General features: G+C 60.0%; 22 protein-coding genes, 1 tRNA gene and 1 pseudogene. 14 read left to right on the top strand and 10 right to left on the bottom strand.

The genetic code is table 11. The features are described 5' to 3' along the window. Nucleotides 1-14: 14 nt before the first annotated feature. The 3 genes and pseudogenes from rpoD (at nucleotide 15) to BBI10_RS19845 (ending at nucleotide 5334) form a co-directional block, all read left to right on the top strand. Nucleotides 15-1859 (top strand): RNA polymerase sigma factor RpoD, encoded by a 1845-nt coding sequence (gene rpoD / locus BBI10_RS19855; protein WP_065991324.1) that lies wholly within the window; start codon nucleotides 15-17, stop codon nucleotides 1857-1859. A gap of 440 nt (nucleotides 1860-2299) precedes the next feature. Further along, nucleotides 2300-5242, top strand: a pseudogene (locus tag BBI10_RS19850) (EAL domain-containing protein); the annotation flags it as partial. Between the two features lie 15 nt (nucleotides 5243-5257). Further along, nucleotides 5258-5334, top strand: a tRNA-Ile gene (locus tag BBI10_RS19845). A gap of 70 nt (nucleotides 5335-5404) precedes the next feature. On the opposite strand, the gene BBI10_RS19840 is transcribed toward BBI10_RS19845, so the two are convergent. From BBI10_RS19840 to BBI10_RS19810, 7 genes are all read right to left on the bottom strand, one after another. After that, nucleotides 5405-6562, bottom strand: a complete 1158-nt coding sequence (locus tag BBI10_RS19840; RefSeq protein ID WP_065991323.1) for a glutathionylspermidine synthase family protein — start codon at nucleotides 6560-6562, stop codon at nucleotides 5405-5407. A 14-nt stretch (nucleotides 6563-6576) separates the two neighbouring features. Continuing rightward, the gene (locus tag BBI10_RS19835) at nucleotides 6577-7302 is read right to left on the bottom strand and encodes a DUF1190 domain-containing protein (protein WP_065991322.1); all 726 of its coding nucleotides are present in this window, start codon (nucleotides 7300-7302) and stop codon (nucleotides 6577-6579) included. A gap of 26 nt (nucleotides 7303-7328) precedes the next feature. Further along, nucleotides 7329-7754 (bottom strand): DUF350 domain-containing protein, encoded by a 426-nt coding sequence (locus tag BBI10_RS19830; RefSeq protein WP_065991321.1) that lies wholly within the window; start codon nucleotides 7752-7754, stop codon nucleotides 7329-7331. 13 nt (nucleotides 7755-7767) lie between these two features. Beyond that, complete coding sequence (locus BBI10_RS19825) at nucleotides 7768-8436, bottom strand: DUF2491 family protein (RefSeq protein ID WP_065991320.1); 669 nt, start codon at nucleotides 8434-8436, stop codon at nucleotides 7768-7770. Nucleotides 8437-8486: 50 nt separating this feature from the next. Further along, nucleotides 8487-9050 (bottom strand): rhomboid family intramembrane serine protease, encoded by a 564-nt coding sequence (locus BBI10_RS19820; protein ID WP_065991319.1) that lies wholly within the window; start codon nucleotides 9048-9050, stop codon nucleotides 8487-8489. 77 nt (nucleotides 9051-9127) lie between these two features. Next, nucleotides 9128-9835 (bottom strand): PspA/IM30 family protein, encoded by a 708-nt coding sequence (locus BBI10_RS19815; RefSeq protein ID WP_065991318.1) that lies wholly within the window; start codon nucleotides 9833-9835, stop codon nucleotides 9128-9130. 15 nt (nucleotides 9836-9850) lie between these two features. Beyond that, entirely contained in the window at nucleotides 9851-10471 is a 621-nt protein-coding gene (locus BBI10_RS19810; protein WP_083233191.1) for a YjfI family protein, read from the bottom strand. Nucleotides 10472-10638: 167 nt separating this feature from the next. Between BBI10_RS19810 and BBI10_RS19805 the strand changes: the two genes are divergently transcribed. Next, a complete protein-coding gene (locus BBI10_RS19805) occupies nucleotides 10639-11685 on the top strand; it encodes an FUSC family protein (protein ID WP_065991316.1) in 1047 nt (348 codons plus the stop codon). A 36-nt stretch (nucleotides 11686-11721) separates the two neighbouring features. On the opposite strand, the gene ppk2 is transcribed toward BBI10_RS19805, so the two are convergent. Beyond that, on the bottom strand, nucleotides 11722-12633 hold the full coding sequence (gene ppk2 / locus BBI10_RS19800) for a polyphosphate kinase 2 (RefSeq protein WP_065991315.1): 912 nt from the start codon (nucleotides 12631-12633) through the stop codon (nucleotides 11722-11724). A 247-nt stretch (nucleotides 12634-12880) separates the two neighbouring features. Between ppk2 and BBI10_RS19795 the strand changes: the two genes are divergently transcribed. The 10 genes from BBI10_RS19795 (at nucleotide 12881) to BBI10_RS19750 (ending at nucleotide 23835) form a co-directional block, all read left to right on the top strand. Then, nucleotides 12881-13342 carry an Lrp/AsnC family transcriptional regulator gene (locus tag BBI10_RS19795; protein ID WP_065991314.1) on the top strand — a complete coding sequence of 154 codons (462 nt, stop codon included), beginning with the start codon at nucleotides 12881-12883 and terminating at the stop codon, nucleotides 13340-13342. Nucleotides 13343-13485: 143 nt separating this feature from the next. Then, nucleotides 13486-15180, top strand: coding sequence for a flavin monoamine oxidase family protein (locus BBI10_RS19790; RefSeq protein ID WP_065991313.1), 1695 nt, complete (start codon nucleotides 13486-13488; stop codon nucleotides 15178-15180). 11 nt (nucleotides 15181-15191) lie between these two features. After that, on the top strand, nucleotides 15192-15992 hold the full coding sequence (locus BBI10_RS19785; RefSeq protein ID WP_065991312.1) for a carbon-nitrogen hydrolase family protein: 801 nt from the start codon (nucleotides 15192-15194) through the stop codon (nucleotides 15990-15992). A gap of 94 nt (nucleotides 15993-16086) precedes the next feature. Then, on the top strand, nucleotides 16087-18450 hold the full coding sequence (pqqF, locus tag BBI10_RS19780) for a pyrroloquinoline quinone biosynthesis protein PqqF (RefSeq protein WP_065991382.1): 2364 nt from the start codon (nucleotides 16087-16089) through the stop codon (nucleotides 18448-18450). Nucleotides 18451-18638: 188 nt separating this feature from the next. After that, nucleotides 18639-18710 carry a pyrroloquinoline quinone precursor peptide PqqA gene (pqqA, locus tag BBI10_RS19775; RefSeq protein ID WP_008365141.1) on the top strand — a complete coding sequence of 24 codons (72 nt, stop codon included), beginning with the start codon at nucleotides 18639-18641 and terminating at the stop codon, nucleotides 18708-18710. A 94-nt stretch (nucleotides 18711-18804) separates the two neighbouring features. Beyond that, nucleotides 18805-19716, top strand: coding sequence for a pyrroloquinoline quinone biosynthesis protein PqqB (pqqB, locus tag BBI10_RS19770; protein ID WP_065991311.1), 912 nt, complete (start codon nucleotides 18805-18807; stop codon nucleotides 19714-19716). A 140-nt stretch (nucleotides 19717-19856) separates the two neighbouring features. Continuing rightward, nucleotides 19857-20612, top strand: a complete 756-nt coding sequence (gene pqqC / locus BBI10_RS19765) for a pyrroloquinoline-quinone synthase PqqC (RefSeq protein ID WP_065991310.1) — start codon at nucleotides 19857-19859, stop codon at nucleotides 20610-20612. Then, nucleotides 20609-20884, top strand: a complete 276-nt coding sequence (gene pqqD, locus BBI10_RS19760; protein WP_065991309.1) for a pyrroloquinoline quinone biosynthesis peptide chaperone PqqD — start codon at nucleotides 20609-20611, stop codon at nucleotides 20882-20884. Before pqqC ends, pqqD begins: the two co-directional genes overlap by 4 nt. After that, nucleotides 20856-22043 carry a pyrroloquinoline quinone biosynthesis protein PqqE gene (gene pqqE / locus BBI10_RS19755; RefSeq protein ID WP_065991308.1) on the top strand — a complete coding sequence of 396 codons (1188 nt, stop codon included), beginning with the start codon at nucleotides 20856-20858 and terminating at the stop codon, nucleotides 22041-22043. Before pqqD ends, pqqE begins: the two co-directional genes overlap by 29 nt. Further along, the gene (locus BBI10_RS19750) at nucleotides 22009-23835 is read left to right on the top strand and encodes a S9 family peptidase (protein WP_065991307.1); all 1827 of its coding nucleotides are present in this window, start codon (nucleotides 22009-22011) and stop codon (nucleotides 23833-23835) included. The genes pqqE and BBI10_RS19750 overlap by 35 nt, the downstream gene beginning before the upstream one ends. Before the next feature lie 531 nt (nucleotides 23836-24366). Here BBI10_RS19750 and BBI10_RS19745 read toward each other — a convergent pair. Together BBI10_RS19745 and BBI10_RS19740 are read right to left on the bottom strand one after the other, a co-directional pair. After that, nucleotides 24367-24528, bottom strand: coding sequence for a YqaE/Pmp3 family membrane protein (locus BBI10_RS19745; protein WP_037019089.1), 162 nt, complete (start codon nucleotides 24526-24528; stop codon nucleotides 24367-24369). A gap of 373 nt (nucleotides 24529-24901) precedes the next feature. Then, on the bottom strand, nucleotides 24902-26680 hold the full coding sequence (locus BBI10_RS19740) for an acyl-CoA dehydrogenase C-terminal domain-containing protein (protein WP_065991306.1): 1779 nt from the start codon (nucleotides 26678-26680) through the stop codon (nucleotides 24902-24904). Between the last annotated feature and the right edge of the window lie 202 nt (nucleotides 26681-26882).

Here is a 26882-nt window from a genome sequence, read left to right as displayed (position 1 = left end):
GTGGATAGGGTGTTATGTCCGGAAAAGCGCAACAGCAGTCTCGTATCAAAGAGTTGATCACCCTGGGTCGTGAGCAGAAGTATCTGACTTACGCAGAGGTCAACGACCACCTGCCTGAGGATATTTCAGATCCTGAGCAGGTGGAAGACATCATCCGCATGATCAACGACATGGGGATCCCCGTACACGAGAGTGCTCCGGATGCGGACGCCCTTATGTTGGCCGACGCCGACACTGACGAGGCAGCCGCTGAAGAAGCCGCTGCGGCGTTGGCTGCGGTCGAGACCGACATCGGTCGCACGACTGACCCAGTGCGCATGTACATGCGTGAAATGGGTACGGTCGAGCTTCTGACGCGTGAAGGCGAAATCGAAATCGCCAAGCGTATCGAAGAAGGCATCCGTGAAGTGATGGGCGCGATCGCGCACTTCCCTGGCACGGTTGAGCACATTCTCTCCGAGTACACTCGCGTTACTACCGAAGGCGGTCGTCTGTCCGACGTCCTGAGCGGCTATATCGACCCGGACGACGGCATCGCGCCGCCAGCCGAAGTCCCGCCGCCAGTCGACCCGAAGGCCGAGAAAGCCGAAGGTGCTGACGACGAAGAAGAAGACGCTTCCGACGATGAAGAGGACGAGGTCGAAAGTGGACCGGACCCAGTCATCGCCGCCCAGCGCTTCGGTGCCGTTTCAGACCAGATGGCCATTGCCCTCAAGGCCCTGAAAAAGCACGGCCGCGGCAGCAAGCAGGCCAACGCTGAACTGCTGGCCCTGGCCGAGCTGTTCATGCCGATCAAGCTGGTTCCAAAACAGTTTGAAGGTCTGGTTGAGCGTGTTCGCGGTGCCCTTGAGCGTCTGCGTGCGCAAGAACGCGCCATCATGCAGCTGTGTGTTCGTGATGCACGCATGCCGCGCGCCGACTTCCTTCGCCAGTTCCCGGGCAATGAAGTTGATCAGAGCTGGACAGACGGGCTGGCCAAAGGCAAAAGCAAATACGCTGAAGCCATTGGTCGGCTTCAGGCCGACATTCAACGTTGCCAGCAAAAGCTGACCGCGCTGGAAGAAGAAACCGGCCTGACCATCCTGGAAATCAAGGACATCAACCGTCGGATGTCGATCGGTGAGGCCAAGGCCCGCCGCGCGAAGAAAGAAATGGTTGAAGCCAACCTGCGTCTGGTGATCTCGATCGCCAAGAAGTACACCAACCGTGGCCTGCAATTCCTCGATCTGATCCAGGAAGGCAACATCGGTCTGATGAAGGCGGTGGACAAGTTCGAATACCGTCGCGGTTACAAGTTCTCGACGTACGCCACCTGGTGGATTCGTCAGGCAATCACTCGCTCGATCGCTGACCAGGCACGCACCATCCGTATCCCGGTGCACATGATCGAGACGATCAACAAGCTCAACCGCATTTCCCGTCAGATGTTGCAGGAAATGGGTCGCGAACCGACGCCGGAAGAGCTGGGCGAACGCATGGAAATGCCCGAGGACAAGATCCGCAAGGTATTGAAGATCGCTAAAGAGCCGATCTCCATGGAAACCCCGATCGGCGACGACGAAGACTCGCACCTGGGTGACTTCATCGAAGACTCGACCATGCAGTCGCCAATCGATGTCGCCACGGTAGAGAGCTTGAAAGAAGCGACGCGCGAAGTGCTGTCGGGCCTCACCGCCCGTGAAGCCAAGGTCCTGCGTATGCGTTTCGGTATCGACATGAACACCGACCACACCCTCGAGGAAGTCGGTAAGCAGTTCGATGTTACCCGTGAACGTATCCGTCAGATAGAAGCCAAGGCGTTGCGCAAGCTGCGTCACCCGACGCGAAGCGAACACCTGCGCTCGTTCCTCGACGAGTAAGCGACACGTCGTACCAAAACCCCCGGCATTGCTGGGGGTTTTGCGTTTTAAGGAATAAATTTCCGGCAGAGTGCCACTGCTGTCCAGCCCGACTACACTCGGTTGATTCTCACCCATGAATCACCGAGGCTGCCATGATTTGGATGCCGGCCATTGCTCTCTTATGCGTGCTCGCCCCCGCTGCTGTCACCGCCCAGGCATCGCTTCACGGCGGGGAAAACGGGCAAGGTATGCATCAGGAGTGGCTGCCCGGCGAGGATACTGAACCCGGGAATGCACCCGGTATAAGTCTTCATCTGCCCACTGACTTGATCAGCGACCGATTTGCGGGTATCGATCAAAGTCGCCAACCCGAACAATTCAGCGGACTGGACGATTCGCCCTCCGCCTCGCAGGCGGCCACTCACTCCAGTGAGCGCAGCAAGCTCTGGCACGAATTTCTGCTCATCGGACTGCCCGGATTGCTTTTTCTGACGACGGTACTGGCCATCGTAGTCCGGATAAACCGTCGTCTCAGTTCCGAGATCTCCCGCCGAATCGCCCTGGAACAAGAACTGCGCAGCAGCGAGTATCACTATCGCGGGATGATCGAGAGCCTCTCGGCCATCGCGTGGGAAGCCAATACCCACGACTATTCCTACAACTATGTCTCGCCCCACGCGCAGGATTTGTTGGGGTATCCGCTGCACCAATGGCGAAGGCCCGGATTCTGGCGGAGTATCGTTCATCCGGAGGACGTCGACTACGCCCAGGCCTATTGCGACCGGGAGGTGGCGGAAGGCAACGATCACAGCGTCGATTATCGAGTCCTGAGCGCCGACGGCAGGGTGGTCTGGATTCGAGACATCGTAAGCATGATCGGCTATGGCCGAGAGCCTGTGATGCGGGGGCTGATGATCGACATCAGCGAAGCCAAGCAAACCGAAGAGGCGCTGCGTCTTTCGGAAGGGAAGTTCGCCTCGGTGTTTGCGCAGTGTCCTGACATGCTGGTCATCGCGCGTCTTTCGGACGGCTGCTTTCTGGAGGCGAATCCAGCATTTCTGGAGCAGATCGGCGTCAGCCCTGCTGAAGTCGTCGGGCGCGTGCCTGCCGAGCTGAACATCTGGGGTATTCCCGACATCGGCCACAGCCTGCTGCAACGCCTTCAGAAGGGCAGCATCCGCAATCTGGAAATGCCGTTTCGGCGCAGTGATGGTCGGCTGTTCACCGGGCTTCTGTCAGCCGAGCCTTTTGATCTGGACTCCACGGCGGCAGTGGTTCTGGTGGTGAGGGACATCACGCCACTCAAGGAGGCCCAGCAACAGCTGCAGATGTCCGAAGAGAAATTTGCCAAAGCGTTCCACTCCTCCCCTGACGGCCTGCTGATTACGCGGCAAAACGACGGGCTGCTGGTGGAGGTGAACGACGGCTTCAGCCGCATCACCGGCTATCACAGCTCGTTGTCGCTGGACCGCACCACCCTTGACCTGGGCATCTGGGTAGATTTGAACGAGCGACAGCAACTGCTTGAGCAACTGAGACGTGACGGTTTCGTGAAGGACTTTACCAGCCACATCCGTCGCAGGGATGGTCAGATCCGTCTGTGCGAGATTTCCGCGCGACCGCTTCTGATTGCCGGTGAGGACTGCATGCTCACCATCGCGCGCGACATCACCGACCGCCACCAGATGCAGGAAAAGCTGCAACTGGCCGCAACGGTATTCGAGAGCACAGCGGAAGGCGTACTGATCACCGACACCCGACAGCGGATCAATGCCGTGAACCGCGCCTTCAGCGAGATCACTGGCTACAGCGAACTCGAAGCGCTCGGTAACACGCCAAGCTTGTTGGCGTCCGGACTCCACGACAGCGCGTTCTACGCCGCCATGTGGTACCAACTGACGGCAGAGGGTCATTGGCAGGGCGAGATCAGCAACCGGCGCAAAAATGGCGAGATCTATCCGAGCTGGCTGACCATCAGTGCCGTGCGCAATCGCGATAAATTCATCACCCACTTCGTTGCAGTGTTCGCTGATATTTCCAGCCTGAAGCAGGCTCAGGCCCGGCTGGATTATCAGGCACACCACGACCCGCTGACCGGTCTGCCCAACCGCACGCTGTTCGAAAGCCGACTGCACGCCGCGCTGGCTCACTCCAGAGCGGCTTACAGCCTTGGCGCGGTGTTGTTTCTGGACCTGGACCGCTTCAAGCACATCAACGACAGCCTCGGCCACCCGGTCGGTGACCTGCTGCTGAAAAGCATAGCGGTACGCCTGAAGGAGAACCTGCGCGACATCGACACCGTCGCGCGACTCGGCGGTGATGAATTCATCATTCTGTTGCCCGGCCTGCAAAACCCGAGCGACGCCGAAGCGGTCGCCACCAAGCTGCTCAACAGTTTTTCGTCGCCGTTCCAGGCGGGCGAACATGAATTCTTCATGAGCACCAGCATCGGCAGCGCGCTGTTTCCCACCGATGGCGCCGATGTGGCCACGCTGATCAAGAATGCTGACGCAGCGATGTATCGCTCGAAGGCCAAGGGGCGCAACCGCGTAGAGCATTACACGCGCGATCTGACCGCTCAGGCCAGCGAGCGGATTGCCCTGGAGCACGAGCTGCGGCGCGCCATCGAGCGTAACGAGTTCACCCTGTCCTACCAGCCCAAGATCAGCTTGCTGACACAACGCCTGGTCGGGGCCGAGGCGCTGATACGCTGGTTCCACCCCACTTTCGGCCACATCCCACCCGAGCGGTTTATTCCGCTGGCAGAAGAAAACGGCATGATCCTGCAGATCGGCGAATGGGTGCTCGATACGGCCTGCCAGCAGTTGCACGAGTGGAACCAGCGCTACGACGTGTTTGGGCCCTTGTCAGTGAACCTTGCCGGTGCACAGCTGCGTCAGCCCAACCTGGTCAACAGGATCGAGCGTCTGCTGCTCCAGCACCAGTTACAGCCAGGCTGCCTGCAGCTGGAGATCACCGAGAACTTCATCATGTCGCAGACCGAAGAAGCGCTTTCAGTCCTGCATCGCCTGAAGAAACTCGGCGTGCAGCTGGCGATCGACGACTTCGGCACCGGCTACTCCTCGCTCAGTTACCTCAAACGCCTGCCGCTGGACATCCTCAAGATCGATCAATCGTTTGTGCGCGGTTTGCCTGATGACCCCCACGATGCGGCGATTGTCCGCGCCATCATCGCGCTGGGCCGCAGCATGCAACTGACAGTCATCGCAGAAGGCGTCGAAACCCTCGAACAGCAGCAATTTCTGGCAGATGAAGGCTGCGAACAAATCCAGGGCTACCTCGTCAGCCTGCCCCTTCGCGCGGAGGAATTCTGCAAGACGTTTCTTCGTGCAACCGTTTCAGACGTTTCGGATAGCACAGCGCGTAAACCGTCGTTATAATCCGCGGCCTACTGAGGGCCTATAGCTCAGTTGGTTAGAGCAGGGGACTCATAATCCCTTGGTCCACGGTTCGAGTCCGTGTGGGCCCACCAAATAGAAAGCCGCGCATTGCGCGGCTTTTTTCGTTCTGGCGCGGCACCCACCGCCGGGCTCATCAAAACCTCAATCAATCACCACATGCGGCAAAAACCGGCTGCTGTCCTTGGTGATCAAACTGTCATCTTCACGAATCCCAATCCCCGAAGCCGTATCCCCCACCACCCACGATCCGATCAGCGTGTAGCTGTCGCCAAAACGAGGCAACGGCGCGAACGCCTGCAGGATGTAGGGGGCATCGTTGTAAGGGCCGTCCTCGAAAATGACCTGGTTTGTCGGGGTGCGGATTTCGATGTTGGCGCCTTCGCGGGAAAAGTACGGCTTGCGCACCCAGCCCTTCGGCACTGCGGATTGCGGGTTCTGGTCGACGAAAGACGGCAGCAGATTGGGGTGCCCTTCGTTGAATTCCCACAGCAACGGCAGGATGCCTTTGTTCGAAATGATCGCCTTCCAGGCCGGTTCGATGAACTGTGTGTCGCACTGCGGGATGGCCTGGCCGTGGGGCTCATGGAAGACATGCTCCCAGGCATGCAGCTTGAAGATGCGTTCGATCCAGCGGCCGTCAAGGTCGACAAATCGGCCGTTGGCGTTCAGGCCGATGTCTTCGATGTCGATGTGGCGGGTTTCGATGCCGGCGTGCTCGGCCATTTTGCGCAGGAACTCAGTCGTGCCCCTGTCTTCGATAGAGCCTGACATGCAGGAAAAGTAGAAAGGCCCGCCCTCCCTGATCGCCGCAAACGCCCGTACCAGGTCCTCCGCCATCGAGTTGAACTGCGAAGCGTGGGCTGGCAATACGCCGCGCTGGATCTGCTCTTCAAGCCAGATGAGCTGGAACGCGCCCGCTTCATATGCTGACGTAGGGGTGTCCATGTTGGCTTCCAGCAGCTTGGCCGAGTTCACACCGTCATAGCTGAAATCAAAACGTCCGTATAAATGCGGGTGGCCTTCCTTCCACGAGGTGCGGACCAGATCGAAGAACGCCTGTGGAATGGCCAGCCGGGTCAGCAGTTCTTCACTCTCGACGACCTTTTCCACGACGTCCAGGCACATGGCATGAAGCTCCTGGGTCGGCGCTTCGATGTCCCGTGTGATCTGCGCTTCGGTGAACTGGTAGTAGGCCCGCTCATCCCAGTAACGCTCGCCGTCGATGGTGTGAAAGTTGAACCCTTCACGCTCGGCTGTCTGGCGCCAGTCAGGACGTTCCTGGATGCTGATCCTTTTCATGGGTAACGTCCCTGTTAGCCGCCGAAGCTTGAGCCGCTGCTTTTGCCACCCCAACCACTGCGAGCAGTCGCCTGGCTGCCGAAACCGCCACGGGAAACGGAAGACGAGACGGAGGAATTACGGCCAAGGGTGCTTTTGCTGTAAGTGCCGGTCGAGCTGCTTCGCGCCTGGGTGGAGTTGCCGAAGGTTTTGCCCCGTTCGATCTGGCGCGACAGTGTGGAATACCCATATCCACCCCGCGAGTCACGCTCCTGATAGATGGGCTGGGCGTAGTAACGACCGCCACCACCGGTGAATCCGTTAACCATGTTGCTGACCAGCATGCCCATCAGAAATCCGTTCACCCCGGAACCAAAGCCGCCGCCACCGCCGCCGGACTGGTCGGCCTGGGCCTTCGCTGCGTCGACCTGGGACTTGGGAAGCTCCCCGGAAACTTCCAGCTGGAAACCGCCGAGCTTGGGCGTGAATTTGCCATCGGCATTCTGCTGGCAGTAATCAGGGACGAAATCTGCTTCGCAAGCCGTCTTGTCGTCGTAGGTCGGGGCTACGCGGCGGTGCTCCGCCAGCGCGCTCATGTAGGCGTCCGAGCAGATGTCGACCGGGACTTTCTGATCCACACAGGCTTGAACCGATGGATAGGTCTGCTGCGCGGAAACTTCGACGGTGTCGGATTTGCTGCACGCGCTGATCGCCAGCGGCAGGGTGCTGGCCAGGACCAGCTTGAGGGAACTACGTCTCATCGATAACTCCTTTCGATAACGGGCGATCAGGTCGACGGCGTCATGCAGGCCGAGTTGAGAAAACCGACACTGATCGAGACGCTGGCGGCGTAGATGGCCGCGGCTAGCTCGCCTCGGGTAATGCGTGCGGAAAGATCCTTGAGCACCATGCTGGTGGCGGTGAAGGCCAGCAGCTGTACGACTGCTGCGATTACTGCCCAGATCACCACGTCCAGTACGCTGATGCTGTAGGTGATGACGTTGCTGGCAGGCAGGGCAAAACCGATCAGCGCACCGCCGAGGGCGACCGCCGCGGCAACATTGCCCTCACGAATCAGGGCGAATTCCTTGTGCGGCGTCAGACGCGTGTAGGCCATCTGAAACAACGCGAACAACCCGCCGGCCACAATGATGTAGACCACAAAACTCAGCAACGACTGGACGCTGACGGACATACGAAGCGCTTCAAGCATTTTTTACTTCCTTTTAAATGACGGTGAAATCAGTGGACTGCAGGGTCACGCCGACCGACGTGGTGAAGGAAACAACGCCCTCCTCGTCTTCCTCGACCGACAGCAGCAGAAACTCGCGACGATCCACCAATCCAGTGTCCCGCGCGTACAACATGCTCAAGTGCTTGATGCGGTAAGCACCGTCAGGACTGACAACCTGCTCGTCCATGGGCGTGAGCTCGGTCTGACCCTCTTCCGTGCCCCACTGACGCCCGTATTCCCAGCCGTCATGCTCGAATATCGGCAGACCGACTTTGGACGCAGGCCCCACCAGACGCTTGAGCTCCGCCTCGCTGTTGATCGTGACGGCGCTGCTGTAGCCGAACAGGATGATGTCCTGGACGTCTTCAGCGGCAGGCCCGTTCATCATGACCTGCAGCCAGTAATCCTCATCCTCGAAGTAGAAGCGCACCAGACGAACCGATTGCCCCAGGTCGACCTGACCCACTGACCAGACCACTTCTTCGTTGGGGACCACCAGTTCCGAATGGCCGTCGAGCATCAGCTTGAGCGAGTCGTCGAGGTCCATCATCCGCCCGGTAGCCAGCCCGAACGGATTAGCCAAGGCCGAATTGCCGAGGGGATTGGAGCCGGCCGGTGGAATGGGCGACTCCAGGCCTAATGCGCGTTTGATCCAGCTCATGTTTCATCTCCTTGAATTCGCGCCGAGGCGATCTGAAAAAGTTCTGCCCTTCACTTCACGGGGCTTCGGTCAAGAAGCTGCCGTGAGTGCATTAACCAGGCCGTCACGATACCGGCAAGCGCGCCACACAGGTGTGACTCAATCGATACGCCCGGCACCGGAATGAAGCCGAAAATCAATCCGCTGTAGCCCAGCAGGGTCACCAGTGCGATCGCGAAACTCGCCAGACTGCGCTGATACCAGCCTCGGGCCAGCAAATACGCCCACAAGCCAAATATCAGGCCGCTGGCGCCCACATGGATGACAGGTCTGCCAATCACCCAAACCATCAGGCCTCCCAGCACAGTGATGAGCAGTGCAACGCGAATGTAACGCTGAAGCCCCTCGGTTGCGACCAGCCAGCTCAGCACCACAAAAGGCAGGAGATTGCTCAGCAGGTGACGGACCGAACCATGCAGAAACGGAGAAAACAGGATGCCTTGCAGTCCGGAAAACGTTCTAGGCACCAGGCCGTGGGACAGCAGGCTGTTGGCGGTCAGGGAGTTAACCATCTGCACAACGATCATCAAAGCGGCAAGGCAGAGTATCGTCCGTAGTCCGTTTCCGATATTCATCCGCACACCGCTGAAACCCGAAAAATCGAAACCGAAAAAAGGCAGCCGGATACCCGGCTGCCTTTGTTTAACGGTGCTTATTGCCCAGCGTTACCGCTCTGGCTTTGCGCTTTCAAGCGGGCCAAGACGTCCGCTGCGCCGCCTGTTTTAGCGCCGATCCCGGCATCCTGAAGACGACGCTCCAGATCGCCGCCATTGGCAGCCTCGGCCAGCTCATCGGCCGCTTCAAGTCTCGCGTCCTGTTCATCCTGACGCTGCTTGATACGTGCCAGCGAACCCACTGCGGTTTCGAGTCGGCCATTGGCACCGCCGGTCGCAGCCGCCGCGTTGATCTGTGCCTTTTGCACGCTGTCGCGGGCCTTGGCCATGTCGGTCTGCTGACGCAGGCCTTTGATCTGGCTTTCGGCTTTGATGACCTGTGCGGTCAGTTTCGCCACGTGGACGCCAAACTGATCGGCCGCCAGTTTCTCCTGATCGCGCAGAGCCGTCAGCTCGGCCACTTTCTCGGCACACTCGAGGGCAAGGGCTTCTTCGCCTTTGTTCATCGCCGCGAGCGCTTTCTGCTCCCAGTTGGCGATGTTCTTGTCGTGCTCTTCAACGCGCTGGAGCGAGAGCTTGTGCTTGGCTTTGATCTGGATCAGCTGGTTGCGCGCCGCGAGCATGGAGGCGTCGGCGTCACGGATTTCCTGATCGAGGATTCGCAGTGCCTGGGCATCGACGATGGCTTCACCCACCTCGGAAGCCCCACCACGCAACGCTGTGACCATTTTTTTCCAAAGGCTCATTGATGTGTCTCCCGATTACTGTGAATCAACTTTAAGAAAATCTTCGTAGGCGTCGGCCGCATGAATCACGTTTTCTGCCAGGGTGAGCACCTCGTGGACGACGACCGTCAACGAAGAGGCTGCGCTCAGTGCGCCAAACATGTTGTAGAAGGTTTCGCCGTTCGGCAGGGTCTCGATGCCGATCGACGACAGCGGGAACAGCTCCCGGCTGCGCAACACAGCGTCGTTAAAAGCCGCCGGGTCTTTCACCTCGGAGGCGTACACCAGCACGGAATCAACCAGGATCTGGTCGCCCGCAATGGCAATGATGATGGGCAAGCCGCCGAACTGGTTCATCACCAGGCTCAGACTTGGCTCGGCGCCTTGAATGAGGGTCAGCTCGATATCTTTGTCTTTCACAACGTCCAGCTCGGCGAACGCCGAGTGAAGTGTGTTGATCGTCCAATTGGTGTTCTCAGTCATGAATCCCTCCAGTTTGATCCGGTTACCCAAGTAGGGCTGGCGCAGCACTTTTTCGATGTCTCTCAATACTTCCGCGTTTTCGGGAAGCACGTACAGCTCTCGTTTCACGTACCCGGCAGCCGTCAGCCGAGCGCGCATCTCGCGCATGTAGTCGGTTGAAGTTTTCCGAGCCATTGAAGTTTTCCCGAACATCACATGTGATAGCAACGCACCCTACGCGCAAGCATCCGGATACGCAACATCTCACATGTGATGACTTTGTGAATCAGTGCACACCGGAGGTGACGCGCAGCATTTACTAGGCTTCGGATATATTCATCTCCTCCATGGTCTGTAACCCCATGAACTCAGCCTCCCTACCCTCCTGGCTTCGCCGCGCCCTGCGTCCGCTTCTGGATCCATACCGCCGCTATCGCCATGCGCGCTACATTCACGCCGGCCGAATCGTGGTCGGACTGCTGGTGTCGATTCTTCTGACGACAGGTTTTCATCTGCCCCACGGTGAGTGGGCGTCGGTGACCATGCTGATCGTGATTGGCGGGTTGCAGCACCACGGCAATATCGGCAAAAAATCGGTGGAGCGCGCGTACGGAACATTAATTGGCGCGGCGCTGGGCCTGGCGATGGTGGCGCAGGAAAGCTATCTGGGCATGCCGTTGCTGACGTACGTGGTTATGTCGCTGATCTGCGGCTTTTTTGCGTATCACGCCATCGGCAAGGGCGGTTACACGGCGCTGTTGTCGGCGATCACGCTGTTCATCGTGGCGGGCCACGGTGACAACCCGATCACGGACGGGTTGTGGCGAACAGTGGACATCCTGATCGGCATCGCCCTCGCCCTGGCGTTCTCGTTCGCACTCCCGCTGTACGCCGTGTATTCGTGGCGCTACAACCTGGCGAATGGATTGCGTGACTGTGCCTTGGCTTACGACCGGATCGCCAGCGGGCAGTCCATGACCGCAGATGAGCATGTGAAGCTGACCGCGCGAATGGGCGCAACGCTGTTGCAGCTGCGTTCGCTGATGCCGTCGGTGTCCAAGGAAGTGAAAATTTCGATCGTTGAGTTGGACGCCATTCAGAGCCATTTCCGCATGTGCCTGAGCATCCTCGAGATTCTGTCGAATCTGCGTCCGGCAGATGCTGGCAGCACGGGCGTGACGGCGGAGCAACGGCGGATTCGTCGCATGTTGATCGGCATGGCCCGCGCGCTGCAGACCGGTGCGACCGAGCGTTTGCAGCGACCGACCGAGAGCTTGACCGTCGGGCCCGACGTTCCAACCGCCTCTACCGAGGTGCTCGGTTATCAGCTGATGACCCGCCAGTTCACGCAGAATCTTGAAAGCCTGCAGCAACGACTGGCGAAAACTGCGCCGGCGTGGAAAATCTGAACCACGCCAGCACGGTGATCAAAAACCGGTGGAGGATCAATAAACCGGCGGAACAACCATCTCACGCGGTACTGGGGCGCGCAGGTAATTGGCGTTGTATTCGCGCTCCGGCAGCACCACTTGCGGTGTCTCGGTATCCCCGCGCGGGATCTGCTCCAGCAGGTGATGAATACAGTTCAGGCGGGCGCGTTTCTTGTCGTCGGCCTCGACGATCCACCATGGCGCGACGTCAGTGTGGGAACGGGTGAGCATTTCTTCTTTCGCGTTGGTGTAGTCCTCCCAGCGACGGCGGGACTCAAGGTCCATCGGCGAGAGCTTCCACTGTTTCAGCGGGTCATGAATGCGCATCAGAAAGCGCCGGTACTGCTCGTCGTCGGTGATGGAGAACCAGTACTTGATCAGGATGATGCCCGAGCGCACCAGCATCTTTTCGAACTCGGGGACGGTGCGGAAAAACTCTTCGTACTCCTCGTCATTGCAGAAGCCCATGACCCGCTCGACCCCGGCCCGGTTGTACCAACTGCGGTCGAACAGCACCATTTCGCCAGCGGCTGGGAGGTGCGCGACATAGCGCTGGAAGTACCACTGCGTGCGCTCGCGTTCACTTGGCGCGGTCAGTGCAGCCACGCGACAGACCCGCGGGTTGAGGCGCTGAGTGATGCGCTTGATCGCACCGCCCTTGCCTGCCGCATCCCGGCCTTCGAACAGCACGACCGCCTTGAGCTTCTGGCTCACCACCCAATCCTGCAGTTTGACCAACTCGCCTTGCAGACGCAGCAGCTCGCGGAAGTACAGGCGGCGATCAATCCCTTTGGGCACCTCCTCACCCAAGTCAGCCAACAAGCCGTCCAGGCGCGCGTCGTCGTACTCCATTTCCAGTTCTTCGTCGAAGCTGTCGAGGATATCGGCCTGGATGTAGCGGGCGGTTTCGGAGAAATCCAGAGTCATGACGAGGCTCCCGGCGTTGATTCAAAGGGATGGGGAGAGAATTTAGGCATGCCGGGGGTGACAGAAGAATGACAAAAGCCTTACAGCGCAGAAAAGTCCTACATGACCGACGCAGGTTCTCTGACGCCCATCCCCGATGGACGATCGACGCAGAATGCCTAGGGTTTCGCGTCGCTTTGGGATTCGAATATCACCCAAACCCCTAAGGAATCTCCTAACATGCCTCGCTTGCCGAAGGAGATCCGCCTTGCCTGACACCCGCCCCCCAGCGCTCGATGACATCGATCGCAAACTGATCGCAGCGCTGCAAATCAATGCCCGGGAACCGGTCGCAAATCTGGCCCGGCAATTGGGCATCGCGCGCACGACCGTGACCTCGCGACTGGCGCGCCTGGAGAAAGCCAAAATCATCACCGGCTATGGCGTGCGTCTGGGTCAGCGGCTGGTGGATGGCGGGCTGCAGGCCTATGTCGGGATCACCGTGCAGCCTCGCTCTGGCAAGGAAGTGTTGCGGCGGCTGAGTGCGCTCGCGCAGGTGCAACAGTTGTGCGCCGTGAGTGGCGAGTTCGATTACGTCGCGTGGCTGCGCACGGACTCGCCGGAGCAGCTGGACCAGTTGCTCGATCTGATCGGGAGTGTCGATGGCGTCGAGAAGACCACCACATCGATCATCCTGAGCAGCAAGATCGACCGCGGGCAGCCATCCTGAATGGGCAACTTATAACAATGTGACGAGCTAACCCGTCACTTTGACGGCATTCTCGACACAACGACGACACTCTGCGTCTTATTAACGTCCCAACTGTTATCTAGACTTGTCCACTTTCGCGCCCCAGTCGAACAAGGTCAGTCATGAAGAACAATCGCCACCCCGCCGACGGAAAAAAACCGATCACGATTTTCGGCCCGGACTTCCCGTTCGCCTTCGATGACTGGATTGAGCACCCGGCAGGCCTGGGCAGCATTCCTACGGAAAACCTTGGAAAAGAGGTGGCCATCGTCGGCGCCGGTATCGCAGGGCTGGTGGCGGCTTATGAACTGATGAAGCTGGGCCTCAAGCCCGTCGTTTATGAAGCCTCCAAAATGGGCGGCCGTCTGCGCTCACAACAGTTCGAAGGCGCCGAAGGCATCATTGCCGAGCTGGGCGGCATGCGCTTCCCGGTGTCATCCACCGCTTTTTATCACTACGTCGACAAGCTCGGCCTGGAATCCAAACCCTTCCCCAACCCGCTCACGGCGGCGTCCGGCAGCACGGTGATTGACCTGGAAGGCAGCACTCACTACGCACAGAAACTGTCGGACTTGCCTGCGCTGTTTCAGGAAGTCGCCGACGCCTGGGCCGACGCGCTGGAGGACGGCTCGCAGTTCGCCGACATTCAGCAAGCCATCCGCGACCGCGACGTGCCTCGGCTCAAGGAGCTGTGGGACAAGCTGGTGCCGCTGTGGGACGACCGCACGTTCTATGATTTTGTCGCCACCTCCAAGGCCTTCGCCAAGCTGTCGTTCTATCACCGCGAAGTGTTTGGTCAGGTCGGCTTTGGCACCGGTGGCTGGGACTCGGACTTCCCGAACTCGATGCTGGAGATCTTCCGCGTGGTCATGACCAACTGCGACGATCACCAACACCTGATCGTCGGCGGCGTCGCGCAAGTCCCTATCGGCATCTGGCGCCATGCCCCTGAACGTTGCGCCCATTGGCCAGAAGGCACCAGCCTGTCGACGCTGCACCGGGGCGCCCCGCGCACGGGCGTCAAGGGCATCAGCCGCGCCGCCAACGGTCAGTTCGCGGTCACCGACAACTTGGGCGACGTCCGCCATTACGATGCGGTTCTGGCCACGTGCCAGAGCTGGCTGCTGACCACCCAGATCGAGTGCGAAGAGTCGCTGTTCTCACAGAAGATGTGGATGGCGCTGGACCGCACGCGCTACATGCAGTCGTCGAAAACCTTCGTCATGGTCGACCGGCCGTTCTGGAAGGACAAAGACCCTGAGACCGGCCGCGACCTCATGAGCATGACCCTGACGGATCGCCTGACCCGTGGCACTTATCTGTTCGACAACGGCACCTATTCCAACGGCGTCGAGAAGCCGGGGGTAATTTGCCTGTCGTACTCGTGGATGAGCGACGCGCTGAAAATGCTGCCGCATCCCGTGGAAAAGCGCGTCAGCCTGGCGCTCGGCGCGCTGAAAAAGATCTACCCAAAGGTCGATATCGCCGCGCGCGTCATCGGAGACCCGATCACCGTGTCGTGGGAATCCGACCCGCACTTCCTTGGCGCTTTCAAAGGCGCGCTGCCGGGCCACTACCGCTATAACCAGCGGATGTACGCGCACTTCATGCAGAAGGAAATGCCTGACGAGCAACGGGGCATTTTCATCGCCGGTGACGATGTGTCCTGGACACCCGCCTGGGTCGAAGGCGCAGTACAGACCTCGCTGAACGCGGTGTGGGGCATCATGACTCACTTCGGCGGTAAGACTCACGCCGAGAACCCGGGCCCCGGAGACGTGTTTCACGAGATCGGCCCGATCGTTTTGCCGGAATAAGGAAGCCACAAATGCGCGTCGCCCTCTACCAATGCCCGCCGCTGCCGCTGGACGTCAGCGCCAACCTCATGCGACTGGAAGCCCAAGCGATCGAGGCATCGGCGCAGGGGGCGGCGCTGCTGGTCTTCCCCGAGATGTTTCTCAGCGGCTACAACATCGGTGCCCAGGCGGCGCGGGAGTTGGCGCAAACGAGCGACGGCCCGGCTGCGCTGAAGATCGCCGAGATAGCCCAGGCCACGGGCGTCGCGATTCTGTACGGCTACCCGGAGTCAAGCGGCGACGATCAGGTTTACAACGCCGTGCAGTTAATCGACGCGCAAGGTGTTCGGCTCTGCAATTACCGTAAGACCCATCTGTATGGCGACCTGGACAACGCGATGTTCAGCGCGGGCGATGAGCACTTCCCGGTGGTGGAATTCGGCGGCTGGAGGCTCGGCTTTTTGATCTGCTACGACGTCGAGTTTCCCGAGAACACGCGGCGTCTGGCCCTGGCCGGCGCAGACCTGATTCTGGTACCGACAGCAAACATGGCGCCCTACGATTTCGTCGCGCAAGTCACCGTGCGGGCCCGCGCCTTCGAGAACCAGTGCTACCTGGTTTATGCCAATTACTGCGGCAATGAGGGCGAGATCCATTACTGCGGTTTGAGCAGCGTCTGTGCGCCTGACGGTCGGCAAATCGGGCTTGCCGGTCGGGATGAGGCGCTGGTGATTGCAGACCTGGATCGTGAAGCGGTGAGCGAATCGCAGGCGATCAATACGTATTTCAAGGATCGCCGGCCGGGGTTTTATGCCGGTCTGGGTAAACCGTAGGGTAATTGCCCAGCGTCGCCACTGCGCACGTCCCACACCTGAGCGCCCGTTATCCGCTAGCATGGCCGCTCAGTCAGCAAACATCACAAACGCCATGCCCAACCCAATCAGCCAGCGATCCCTGACCCTGCCCAATGGCTTGAACGTGGTGCTTGTTTCGGCACCACGTTTGAAGCGTTGCGCTGCGGCATTGCGGGTGGCGGCAGGCGGTCATGATGTGTCGGCCCGCTGGCCGGGGCTGGCGCATTTTCTCGAGCACCTGTTCTTCCTCGGCACCGAGCGCTTTACGGCCGACGAAAAACTGATGGCGTTCGTGCAGCGCCATGGCGGGCAAGTGAACGCCAGCACACGCGAGCGCACCACCGACTTCTTCTTCGAACTGCCCCGCGCCGTGTTCCCCGACGGTCTAGAGCGGCTGTGCGAAATGCTCGCCCATCCACGCATGACGATTCCCGATCAGCTGCGAGAACGGGAGGTGCTGCACGCGGAATTCATCGCCTGGTCGCGGGACGATGCCTCCCGTGATCGGCTGAAACGCCTGCAGCCCTTGTCGGCCTTGCATCCCCTACGCGGGTTTCATGCAGGGAATCGCTTCAGTCTTCCGGTTCCGCGTCAGGCATTTCAGGATGCGCTGCAGGATTTCTATCGACGGTTTTATCAGGCCGGGCAGATGACGCTGAGCCTCGCAGGGCCTCAGTCGCTGGAGGAACTGGAGGAGCTGGCAACGCAGTCTGGCGCGTATTTCGCTCGAGGCAGCCGTGTCGAACAGCAGCGTCCGCCTGCGCTGCTCACTGATGCACCGAAGCCAGTCGGCGAACCTGACCAGCGTCGGATGCATCTGACGTTCGCGTGCGAAGGCTTACCGCCAGGGCAGGAGCAGGCCGCGGCGTTCCTTTGTACCTGGATGAATGACGGGCAAGCGGGCGGTCTGGTGGCGGAGCTTCGTGAACGAAGATTGATTGAATCGCTGAAGGCCGAGGTGATGTATGAATTTGCCGGCCAGGCAGTCATCGACATTGAGATCGCATTGGCCACGATGACACCCGTCGCGTCACCCCACGTGTCAGCAATGGTGTTCAGTTGGCTCGCCTTCTTCAAATCCCGTTACCGCCCGTTGTTCGACGAATACGCGCGGCTTGAACAGCGGCGCCTGGCCGTCAGTGGTGCGCTGTCGCTGGCCAGGCATTTCAGCGCTGAAACTGATCAGGCAGGCCTGTCTAACGACACAGTCGATGCGCTGCTGAACCAATTTACGCCGTTGACGATGTTGCAGGCAGAGGCCGAGTCCCCGCCGTACAACGCTTCAAGCGTCGATTGGCGCCTGCCCGAAGCCAATCCGTTTTTGAAGCAGACAACGCCAGTTGCGGCGACGAGCTCGGACCTGCCTGGGCTGACATTCAGCGAGGCGCTGCCAGCACACGGCGAGGCGACCTTATGCCTGCGATGGACGCTCGCCGCTGCGCAACCAATGCTTGCCCGGATGCTGGAAGACAGCCTGAAACCGCTGATGGCCCAAGCCAGTCAAGCGGGGGTCACGCTGGCCTTCAGTGCCTACGGCAGATTCTGGCAGCTAAAGATCTCCGGCTTGGCGGAGCCGTTGCCCATCGTGCTGGAACAGGCGCTGAGCCTGCTCGTCCAGCCGGATGCGCAAACCCTGGCGCGCTACGGTGAACCCGCTAATGATCCGGCCCTCATCCCGATACGTCAGCTGCTGAAGACCTTACCTGATCATTATTTGAACAACGCCGTCAACCAGCAGACTGACGGTCTGCCGCAGGTCTGGGCAGAGGCGCTCTGGACGGGGTTTGCCACGGGCTTCACACCCTCAGCGCGAAACGTGTTGAGTCACGCCGCTCGGCGCATCCCCGGTCTCCCGGAGCTTTCAGCGCACGCAACACCTCTGGCTACGGGCACACGGTGGGAAATCGAGCCGTCGGAGTCTGCCGAAGTTGCGCTATTGATGTTCTATCCAACGCCCTCCCACTCTCTCGATGACGAAGCTACGTGGCGACTGTTCGCACAGCTGATGCAGGCGCCTTTCTACCAGCGCCTACGGGTCGAACTGCAGTTGGGCTACGCCGTTTTCAGCGGTTTCAGACACGTCGCAGGCGCGGGCGGTCTTCTATTCGGTGTGCAATCGCCCAGTGCGAATGCGACACAGCTCGTGGCGCATATCGAGGCGTTCATCGAGGATCTGCCGACTCTCATCAACGCCACAAACTTACCCGCGCAGGTAAAAAACCTGCAGGCGCAACTTGAGACGGCTGACATGGAACATTCACAAGCCGCCGAGCTGCTCTGGCAAGCGCATCTGGCAGGACACGGCAGCGACTACAGTGCACGCCTGCAACATTCGCTTGCACATCTTCAACACGCTGCTTTGCTCGAAGCCGCTCATCGGCTGGCGCAACCAGACAGCGCCCGGCTCTGCCTCTCCAACCGCCCTGGCCCGTTCTAGCCCGCTCCGGCCGCGGGCTGCAAAAAGTTGATCATTGCCTGCGGTGCAAGAATCTTTATCGGATATTTCATCATTGGCCTTCCGTTAATTTTAGTAACATAGCCGCCTAAGCATTTGAACGTCTCCGCTCGCAGGAGCACTAAAGAATGTACTCACCCACCGCTGCACTAACCCAGAAGGAGTCAATTATGTGGACTAAACCTGCTTACACTGATCTGCGTATCGGCTTTGAAGTCACCATGTACTTCGCAAGCCGTTGATTGTTGCGCGGTGAGAAGCCTCGGTTCGCCGGGGCTTTTTTATTAACGCGATTCTGATTTCAGGGCCGACCTGGTCCGTCGCTACGGGGTTTACATGCACATCCAGATTCTCGGTTCCGCCGCCGGCGGTGGCTTCCCTCAGTGGAACTGCAACTGCGCCAATTGCGCTGGCTTTCGCGATGGCAGCTTGCGGGCCCACGCGCGCACCCAGTCGTCCATCGCGCTGTCGGACGACGGCGTGAACTGGATCTTGTGCAACGCCTCTCCCGACATCCGCGCCCAGCTCCAGGGGTTCGCGCCGATGCAGCCCAATCGCGGCCTGCGCGATACCGGGATCAGCGCGATCATTCTGATGGACAGCCAGATCGACCACACCACCGGTCTGCTGAGCCTGCGTGAAGGCTGCCCGCATCAGGTCTGGTGCACGGACATGGTCCACGAGGACCTGAGCACGGGTTTCCCGCTGTTCAACATGCTCAAACACTGGAACGGCGGCCTGGCCTGGAATCGCATCGAGCTGGAAGGCAGCTTTGTGATTCCGGCCTGCCCGAATCTGCGCTTTACGCCATTTCCACTGCGCAGTGCGGCACCGCCCTACTCGCCACACCGATTCGACCCACACCCGGGCGATAACATCGGCTTGATGGTCGAGGACCTGAGCACGGGCGGCAAACTGTTCTACGCGCCGGGCCTGGGCAAAGTCGATGATGCCCTCATGGAGAAAATGAGCGGCGCCGACTGCCTGTTGGTTGACGGCACAATGTGGGATGACGATGAAATGCAGCGTCGTGGCGTCGGCACCCGTACAGGGACGGAGATGGGTCATCTGGCGCAAAACGGCCCCGGCGGCATGCTCGAAGTGCTGGAAAAGCTGCCGCAACAGCGCAAGGTGCTTATCCACATCAACAACACTAACCCGATCCTCGACGAAGACTCGCCCGAGCGCGCTGAACTGGCGCGGCGGAACGTCGAAGTGGCGTTCGATGGGATGAGCATCGAGCTTTAAAACGCTAATTAGCCGACTGTGGGGCCAGGTTTGCTCATGAAGGTGTCAGGTCAGCCAGCCTATCCGGCACAGGTAGATCGCACTCGTGAGCAAGCTCACTCCCACGGGATCTGCGGAAATTCTTGACGAGAACTGCCGACATGAACGATGCAACGCCGCTGTCCCCTGCTGAATTCGAACAGGCCCTGCGCGCCAAGGGCGCGTATTACCACATCTATCACCCTTTCCATGTGGCGATGTACGAAGGGCGCGCGACCCGCGAGCAGATTCAGGGCTGGGTCGCCAACCGGTTTTACTATCAGGTGAATATCCCGCTAAAGGACGCTGCGATCCTGGCCAACTGCCCGGACCGGGAAATCCGCCGCGAGTGGATTCAGCGCTTGCTCGACCATGACGGCGCACCCGGCGAAGACGGCGGCATCGAAGCCTGGTTGCGTCTGGGTCAAGCCGTGGGCCTGGATCCTGACCAGCTGCGCTCGCAGGAACTCGTTCTGCCCGGCGTACGATTTGCCGTCGATGCCTACGTCAACTTCGCCCGTCGCGCCAATTGGCAGGAAGCGGCGAGCAGTTCGCTGACCGAGCTGTTCGCGCCGCAGATCCATCAGTCGCGTTTGGACAGCTGGCCGCAGCACTACCCATGGATCGACCCGACCGGTTACGAATACTTCCGCACCCGCCTGGGTCAGGCGCGCCGCGACGTCGAGCATGGTCTGGCGATCACGCTGCAGCACTACACCACGCGGGAAGGCCAGGAGCGCATGCTGGAAATTCTGCAGTTCAAACTCGATATTTTGTGGAGCATGCTTGATGCCATGAGCATGGCCTACGAGCTGAACCGCCCGCCCTATCACAGCGTGACCGACCAACGCGTCTGGCACAAAGGAATCGCCCTATGAGCTTCAATCGTGAGCAGGTGCCCAGCTGGCGCCGCGGTTATCGTTTCCAGTTCGAGCCCGCGCAAAACGGTCACGTGCTGCTCTACCCCGAGGGCATGATCAAGCTCAACGACAGCGCAAGCGCGATTGGCGGCCTGATTGACGGTCAGCGCAGCGTCGGCGCCATCATTGCGCTGCTTGACGAAAAATTCCCCGGCGTTCCCGAGCTCGGCACTGACGTTGAGCAATTCATGGAGGTCGCCCGTGCAGAGCTCTGGATCGAATTTGCCTGACTCAGCGAACGCTCAGTCCGATGTCTACATCCCGCCCACGCCCCCGGTCGGGCTGCCGCTGTGGCTGCTCGCCGAGCTGACCTATCGCTGCCCATTGCAATGCCCGTATTGCTCCAACCCGCTGGATTTCGCCAAGCAGGGTCAGGAATTGAGCACCGAGCAGTGGTTCAAAGTCATGGCCGAAGCCCGGCAAATGGGCGCGGCGCAGATCGGCTTCTCGGGTGGCGAGCCACTGGTGCGTCAGGACCTGGCCGAGCTGATCGCCGAAGCGCGACGGCTGGGCTTCTACACCAACCTGATTACCTCCGGCATCGGCCTGACCGAGCAGAAGATTATCGACTTCAAGGAAGCCGGGCTGGACCACATCCAGATCAGTTTCCAGGCCAGCGACGAGCAAGTGAACAACATGCTCGCCGGCTCGAAAAAGGCCTTCGCGCAGAAGCTGGAAATGGCCCGCGCCGTGAAAAAGCATGGCTATCCAATGGTCCTCAACTTCGTGACCCACCGGCACAACATCGACAAGATCGACAAGATCATCGAGCTCTGCGTGGCACTGGAAGCGGATTTCGTGGAGCTGGCGACCTGTCAGTTTTACGGCTGGGCACACTTGAATCGGGTGGGCTTGCTGCCGACCAAAGACCAACTTGTGCGCGCCGAACGCATCACCAACGAGTATCGGGTCAAGCTCGCCGCTGAAAATCACCCGGTGAAGCTGATCTTCGTCACCCCCGATTACTACGAAGAGCGTCCAAAAGCCTGCATGAACGGCTGGGGCAATCTGTTCCTGACCGTGACGCCGGATGGCACTGCGCTGCCGTGCCATGGGGCGCGGCAGATGCCGATCCAGTTCCCCAATGTGCGCGATCACACGATGCAGCACATCTGGTATGAGTCGTTCGGCTTCAATCGCTTTCGTGGTTACGAGTGGATGCCAGAGCCTTGCCGCTCCTGCGACGAGAAGGAAAAAGACTTCGGGGGCTGCCGCTGCCAGGCGTTCATGCTCACCGGCGATGCGAGCAACACGGACCCGGTGTGCAGCAAGTCGCCGCAGCATCACTTGATCACCCAAGCCCGTGATGAAGCCGAGTATGCTAGCCAGACTATCGAGCAACTGGCCTTCCGCAATGAACGAAACTCACGCCTCATCGCCAAGTCCTGACCTCCTTTCCGCCGCCCAGGCTGTGGCGGCAGGCACCGATTTCGCCGAACTCGCCGTCAGCCCTGCGGGGCTTTTCTGGAGTGAATTCCGCCCGCAGGATGCCGCGACGCGCATCTGGCGCTGGCACGACGGCGCGGCCGCTTGCCTGACCCCCGAGGGTTTCAGCGTGCGCAGCCGGGTGTATGAATACGGCGGCGGTTCGTTCTGCCTGACTGACGATGCCGTGGTGTTCGTCAACGAAGCGGACCAGCAGATTTACCTCCAGTCCTTCGACTCCCAAACCCCTCACCCCCTGACCCAGGGCGACAAGCTCTTCGGAGATGTCCGTTCTGCGCGTGGGCAGATTCTGGCGGTTGAGGAGGATAAGAGCACTCACCGGCTGGTCGCGATCGACGTCGCCGACGGTCGCCGCCACGTACTGGCCGAAGGCGCGGATTTTTACGCATCGCCCTCCATCAGTCCGGATGGCAATCGCCTGGTGTGGATCGAGTGGTGGCGGCCCCATCAGCCCTGGACGTCCTCACGACTGATGAGCGTCGAACGCCAGGCCGATCTCGCGTGGGGCCGGCCGCACTGTCTCGCGGGCGGGTTGGGACTGGAATCGTTGCAGCAACCCCGCTTCGATGACGCGGGCCGCTTGTATTGCCTGACTGACCGCGCCGGGTTCTGGCAGCCGTGGGTTGAGACGCCGGACGGTTTTGAAGCGCTGCCCGCCGCCGCTGCCGACCACGCTTCGGCGCCGTGGCAACTGGGCGCGTCGACCTGGGCGCCGCTGAGCGAGGGCGCGTACCTCGCCGCCTGGTTCGAGGACGGTAAAGGCCTGCTCGGCGTGCGTTCGGCACAGGGTTCAGTTGAAGATTTCAGCGGCGATTACAGCCGTTTCAGAAGCCTGGCGGTTGACGCGAACTATATCTATTGCATCGCGGCGTCGCCCGTCAGCCCTTCTGCTGTCATTGCCATCGGTCGTGCTGACAAGTGCGTTCAGGTGCTGGCCGGCGGGGTCAGCCCCCTTCCCGTCGAGCGCATCAGCCAGCCGCAGACCTTGCGTTATCCAAGTGGGGCCGGCGAGGCGCACGGGTATTTCTACCCGGCCATGAATGGCGACGACAAGCCGCCGCTTGTGGTGTTTATACACGGCGGCCCGACCTCCGCCTGCTACCCCGCGCTGGACCCGCGCATTCAGTTCTGGACGCAACGGGGCTTCGCCGTCGCCGACCTCAACTATCGCGGCAGCACCGGTTACGGCCGCGCCTATCGTCAGGCGCTGTTTCTGGAATGGGGCGTTGTCGATGTCGAAGACGCTTGCGCAGTGGTTGAATACTTGGGCAATCAGGGCCTGATCGATCCGGCAAATGCGTTCATCCGGGGCGGCAGTGCAGGCGGGTATACGACGCTGTGCGCATTGGCATTCAAGGATGTGTTCCGCGCAGGGGCAAGCCTTTACGGAGTCAGCGACCCGCTGGCGCTGGCGGAAGCCACGCACAAGTTCGAGGCGGATTATCTGGACTGGCTGATCGGTGACCCCGACGTCGACATGGCGCGCTACCGTGAGCGCACGCCGCTGCTGCATGCCGACCAGATCAAGGTCCCGGTGATCTTTTTTCAGGGCGAACTCGACGCAGTCGTCGTCCCCGCCCAGACCCGCGACATGCTCAATGCGCTACTGGATAACGGCATCCCGGCGGAAGGGCACTTCTACCCCGACGAACGCCACGGCTTCCGCAAAGCCGCCAACCTGGCCCATGCACTGGAAACCGAGTGGGCGTTTTACCGGAAGGTTATTGATGGGTGATTTGAGGTTGTTCAGCTCCCGCGGATTCCGGTAGGACGGGCTTTAGCCGGGAATTGGCCAGTGAGCTGATACGGGGACAGATTAATTTACGCTGAAGCGTTGTAAATAAATCAGTCCCCTTCAAAAAGTCGTCAAGCGTTGTAAATAAATCAGTCCCCTTCAAAAAGTCCTGGCCGCTTCGCGAGCAAGCTCGCTCCCACGGGGTATTGCGATACACGCTACATTTCTGTGGGGCATCGCCAGTTTCACAGGTGTACGCAGTCGCCTGGTAGGACCGGCTTCAGCCGGGAAGAGGTCGGTGGATGCAACGATCAATTTGCGGTGTGGCGATTGAAGCCTTCCCGGCTAAAGCCGGTCCTACAAGTCGCAGGAGGGCGTTGAGCCCTACCAGAAAATCTGTGCCGCCCCAGAACAGAGCGGCGAGCAATCCCAAAACAACGTCCATCCCTGAGCTTCCTGATCATAAAGTCCAACGTCGGACTCTATGTCAGCTGACCTGAGACAGGAAGCGTGGTGTTGGCCGGGGTCGGGTTACTTGCGACTGACAATGATGTAGATCGCGTGGATGATCCCCGGGATGTAGCCCAGCAGGGTCAGCAGAATGTTCAGCCAGAAAGCGCCGGCGAAGCCGACTTGCAGGAACACGCCCAGGGGTGGCAGCAGGATGGCGATGATGATGCGAATGATGTCCATGGGTGGAGCTCCTGATTAATGGCCCAATGGGGGCCGCACAGCTAATCGACCCTGGGTCGCTATAGGGGTTCCGCAGCGCCTATCATCAAGCCATGACCTCCCTGCAGCCACATCAAGCGAAGCGGCGGACGGCAATGCATTTTTTCGGAACGCAGAAAAAAGAAAACCCCGCCTAAGCGAGGTTTTCCAGACTGTTTCCCATGACTTCCATTTCTTCCCGCCATCCTGGCAGGCAATCCCTTACGTGTCCCTGTTATCTGTTTGCGCATCCTGCGCGACGTCCATGTGTGTAGATTAAACTTGGATCCACTGGAGCGATAGAGCCGATTGCCATCACGTCATGTAAGCAAATGCTTACATCCTTTTCCGGGTGTCAGAACTGTGACGCCTCCAACAGGTACAGCGACTCGCTGCCCGCTCTAACGGAAGCCGAAAGGGACTGCATGCGTGGCAGCAGACGCGCGAAATAGAACCGCGCAGTGCCCAGCTTGCTGGCGTAGAAATCTTCCTGAGCCTCTTTACCCGATGCGGCGTTTGCCATCATCGCCCACATGTAGGCGTACGCCGTGTATCCGAACGCATGCAGATACTCGACGGACGCGGCACCGATTTCATTCGGATTGCTGCGAGCCCGGTCCAGTACCCAGTCGGTCAATTCGTCCAGTGTGGTCAGGGCTGCGGCCAACGGCTTGGTGAATTCTGCCTGCGAGCTGTCAGACGAAGCGATGAATTGACGGATTTCGTCGGAGAACAGCTTGTAATAAGCCCCTCCGCTGGCGACCACCTTACGGCCCATCAAGTCCAGTGCCTGAATGCCGTTGGTGCCTTCGTAGATCTGGGTGATGCGCACGTCACGCACCAGTTGTTCCTGGCCCCACTCGCGAATGTAGCCGTGACCGCCGAACACCTGCTGACCGTGCACGGTGGTGTCCAGGCCCATGTCGGTGAGGAAGGCCTTGGCGACTGGCGTCAGCAGCGCGACCAACGCATCGGCGCGCTGACGCACATCGGCGTCTTCGCTGTACTTGGCGGTGTCCAGCTGCATGGCCACGTACGTGGAGAATGCCCGACCGCCTTCGTTCAATGCCTTCATGGTCAGCAGCATGCGACGCACATCGGGGTGAACGATGATCGGGTCGGCAAGGGTGTCTTTGGACTGTGCGCCCGTCGGGGCACGGCTTTGCAAACGGTCGCGGGCGTACTCGATCGCGTTCTGATACGAGCGCTCGCCGGACGCCAGGCCCTGAATGCCGACGCCCAGACGCTCGTAATTCATCATGGTAAACATCGCCGCGAGGCCTTTATTAGGCTCGCCAATCAGATAGCCCGCGGCTTGATCGAAATTCATCACGCAGGTGGCGGAGGCCTGAATGCCCATCTTGTGTTCAATGGAGCCGCAGAACACCGTGTTGCGCTCACCGAGGCTGCCATCGTCATTGACCATGATCTTCGGCACGAGGAACAGCGAAATACCCTTCGGCCCTGCCGGTGCGTCAGGCAGTTTGGCCAGCACGAGATGAATGATGTTCTCGGTGAGATCGTGCTCGCCGCCGGTGATAAAGATTTTCGTGCCGCTGATCTTGTAAGACCCGTCGGTCTGGGGCTCCGCCTTTGTGCGGATAATCCCGAGGTCCGTGCCGGCGTGGGCTTCGGTCAGGCACATCGAACCGGCCCATACCCCGGCGTACATGTTTGGCAGATATGTGGTCTTCAACGCCTCGCTGGCGTGGGTGTTAATCGAGACGCAGGCGCCGGACGTCAGCATCGGGTACAGCCCGAACGCCAGGCTTGCGGAATTGACCATTTCCTCGACCTGAGCAGACACCGCTTTGGGCATGCCCATGCCGCCGAACTCCGGATTGCCACCGACGCCAACCCAGCCACCTTCAGCGTACGTTTTGTAAGCCTGAACGAAGCCTGCCGGGGTAGTGACGACGGTGTCGTTCCAGTGACAGCCTTCCTCATCGGCCGCGCGACTCAGGGGTGCAACGGACCGGCCAGTGACTTTGCCCGCTTCTTCGAGAATCGCCTCGACGGTCTCGGCGTCCACGGTTTCGGACAATTCGGGCAGCGTGGCCCAAAGTCGGGAGACCTCGAACACTTCATTGAGGACGAAGCGCATATCGCGCAAGGGCGCTTTGTAGTCAGCCATGGCAAACCTCGTTTCAGCGGCAAAGAACTCGGGGGAGGAGCGGCACAGCAGAGAAAGTGCGGCGCCGATGTGTCAATGGAACGAGTGTACATGAACACCATTTGCGACACATAGGGTCAACACGTGACTATTATCAAAGATTCGGTCACGCGCAAGCGACGGTCATGCTGATGCCTGCGCACAGCGGCGTGTGCGTTCGTCC

The sequence above is a fragment of the Pseudomonas graminis genome (assembly GCF_001705435.1).
Lineage (GTDB): Bacteria > Pseudomonadota > Gammaproteobacteria > Pseudomonadales > Pseudomonadaceae > Aquipseudomonas > Aquipseudomonas graminis_B.
The sequence above is the reverse complement of the archived record's forward strand: the minus strand, read 5'-3'. Positions and strand labels throughout refer to the sequence as shown.

Excerpts from the sequence above, each read along its gene's own strand:
- rpoD (WP_065991324.1), top strand. The coding sequence starts at position 15 with ATGTCCGGAAAAGCGCAACAGCAGTCTCGTATCAAAGAGTTGATCACC.
- BBI10_RS19840 (WP_065991323.1), bottom strand. The coding sequence starts at position 6,562 with ATGAAAAGGATCAGCATCCAGGAACGTCCTGACTGGCGCCAGACAGCC.
- BBI10_RS19835 (WP_065991322.1), bottom strand. The coding sequence starts at position 7,302 with ATGAGACGTAGTTCCCTCAAGCTGGTCCTGGCCAGCACCCTGCCGCTG.
- BBI10_RS19830 (WP_065991321.1), bottom strand. The coding sequence starts at position 7,754 with ATGCTTGAAGCGCTTCGTATGTCCGTCAGCGTCCAGTCGTTGCTGAGT.
- BBI10_RS19825 (WP_065991320.1), bottom strand. The coding sequence starts at position 8,436 with ATGAGCTGGATCAAACGCGCATTAGGCCTGGAGTCGCCCATTCCACCG.
- BBI10_RS19820 (WP_065991319.1), bottom strand. The coding sequence starts at position 9,050 with ATGAATATCGGAAACGGACTACGGACGATACTCTGCCTTGCCGCTTTG.
- BBI10_RS19815 (WP_065991318.1), bottom strand. The coding sequence starts at position 9,835 with ATGAGCCTTTGGAAAAAAATGGTCACAGCGTTGCGTGGTGGGGCTTCC.
- BBI10_RS19810 (WP_083233191.1), bottom strand. The coding sequence starts at position 10,471 with ATGGCTCGGAAAACTTCAACCGACTACATGCGCGAGATGCGCGCTCGG.
- BBI10_RS19805 (WP_065991316.1), top strand. The coding sequence starts at position 10,639 with ATGAACTCAGCCTCCCTACCCTCCTGGCTTCGCCGCGCCCTGCGTCCG.
- ppk2 (WP_065991315.1), bottom strand. The coding sequence starts at position 12,633 with ATGACTCTGGATTTCTCCGAAACCGCCCGCTACATCCAGGCCGATATC.
- BBI10_RS19790 (WP_065991313.1), top strand. The coding sequence starts at position 13,486 with ATGAAGAACAATCGCCACCCCGCCGACGGAAAAAAACCGATCACGATT.
- BBI10_RS19785 (WP_065991312.1), top strand. The coding sequence starts at position 15,192 with ATGCGCGTCGCCCTCTACCAATGCCCGCCGCTGCCGCTGGACGTCAGC.
- pqqF (WP_065991382.1), top strand. The coding sequence starts at position 16,087 with ATGCCCAACCCAATCAGCCAGCGATCCCTGACCCTGCCCAATGGCTTG.
- pqqB (WP_065991311.1), top strand. The coding sequence starts at position 18,805 with ATGCACATCCAGATTCTCGGTTCCGCCGCCGGCGGTGGCTTCCCTCAG.
- pqqC (WP_065991310.1), top strand. The coding sequence starts at position 19,857 with ATGAACGATGCAACGCCGCTGTCCCCTGCTGAATTCGAACAGGCCCTG.
- pqqD (WP_065991309.1), top strand. The coding sequence starts at position 20,609 with ATGAGCTTCAATCGTGAGCAGGTGCCCAGCTGGCGCCGCGGTTATCGT.
- BBI10_RS19750 (WP_065991307.1), top strand. The coding sequence starts at position 22,009 with ATGAACGAAACTCACGCCTCATCGCCAAGTCCTGACCTCCTTTCCGCC.
- BBI10_RS19745 (WP_037019089.1), bottom strand. The coding sequence starts at position 24,528 with ATGGACATCATTCGCATCATCATCGCCATCCTGCTGCCACCCCTGGGC.
- BBI10_RS19740 (WP_065991306.1), bottom strand. The coding sequence starts at position 26,680 with ATGGCTGACTACAAAGCGCCCTTGCGCGATATGCGCTTCGTCCTCAAT.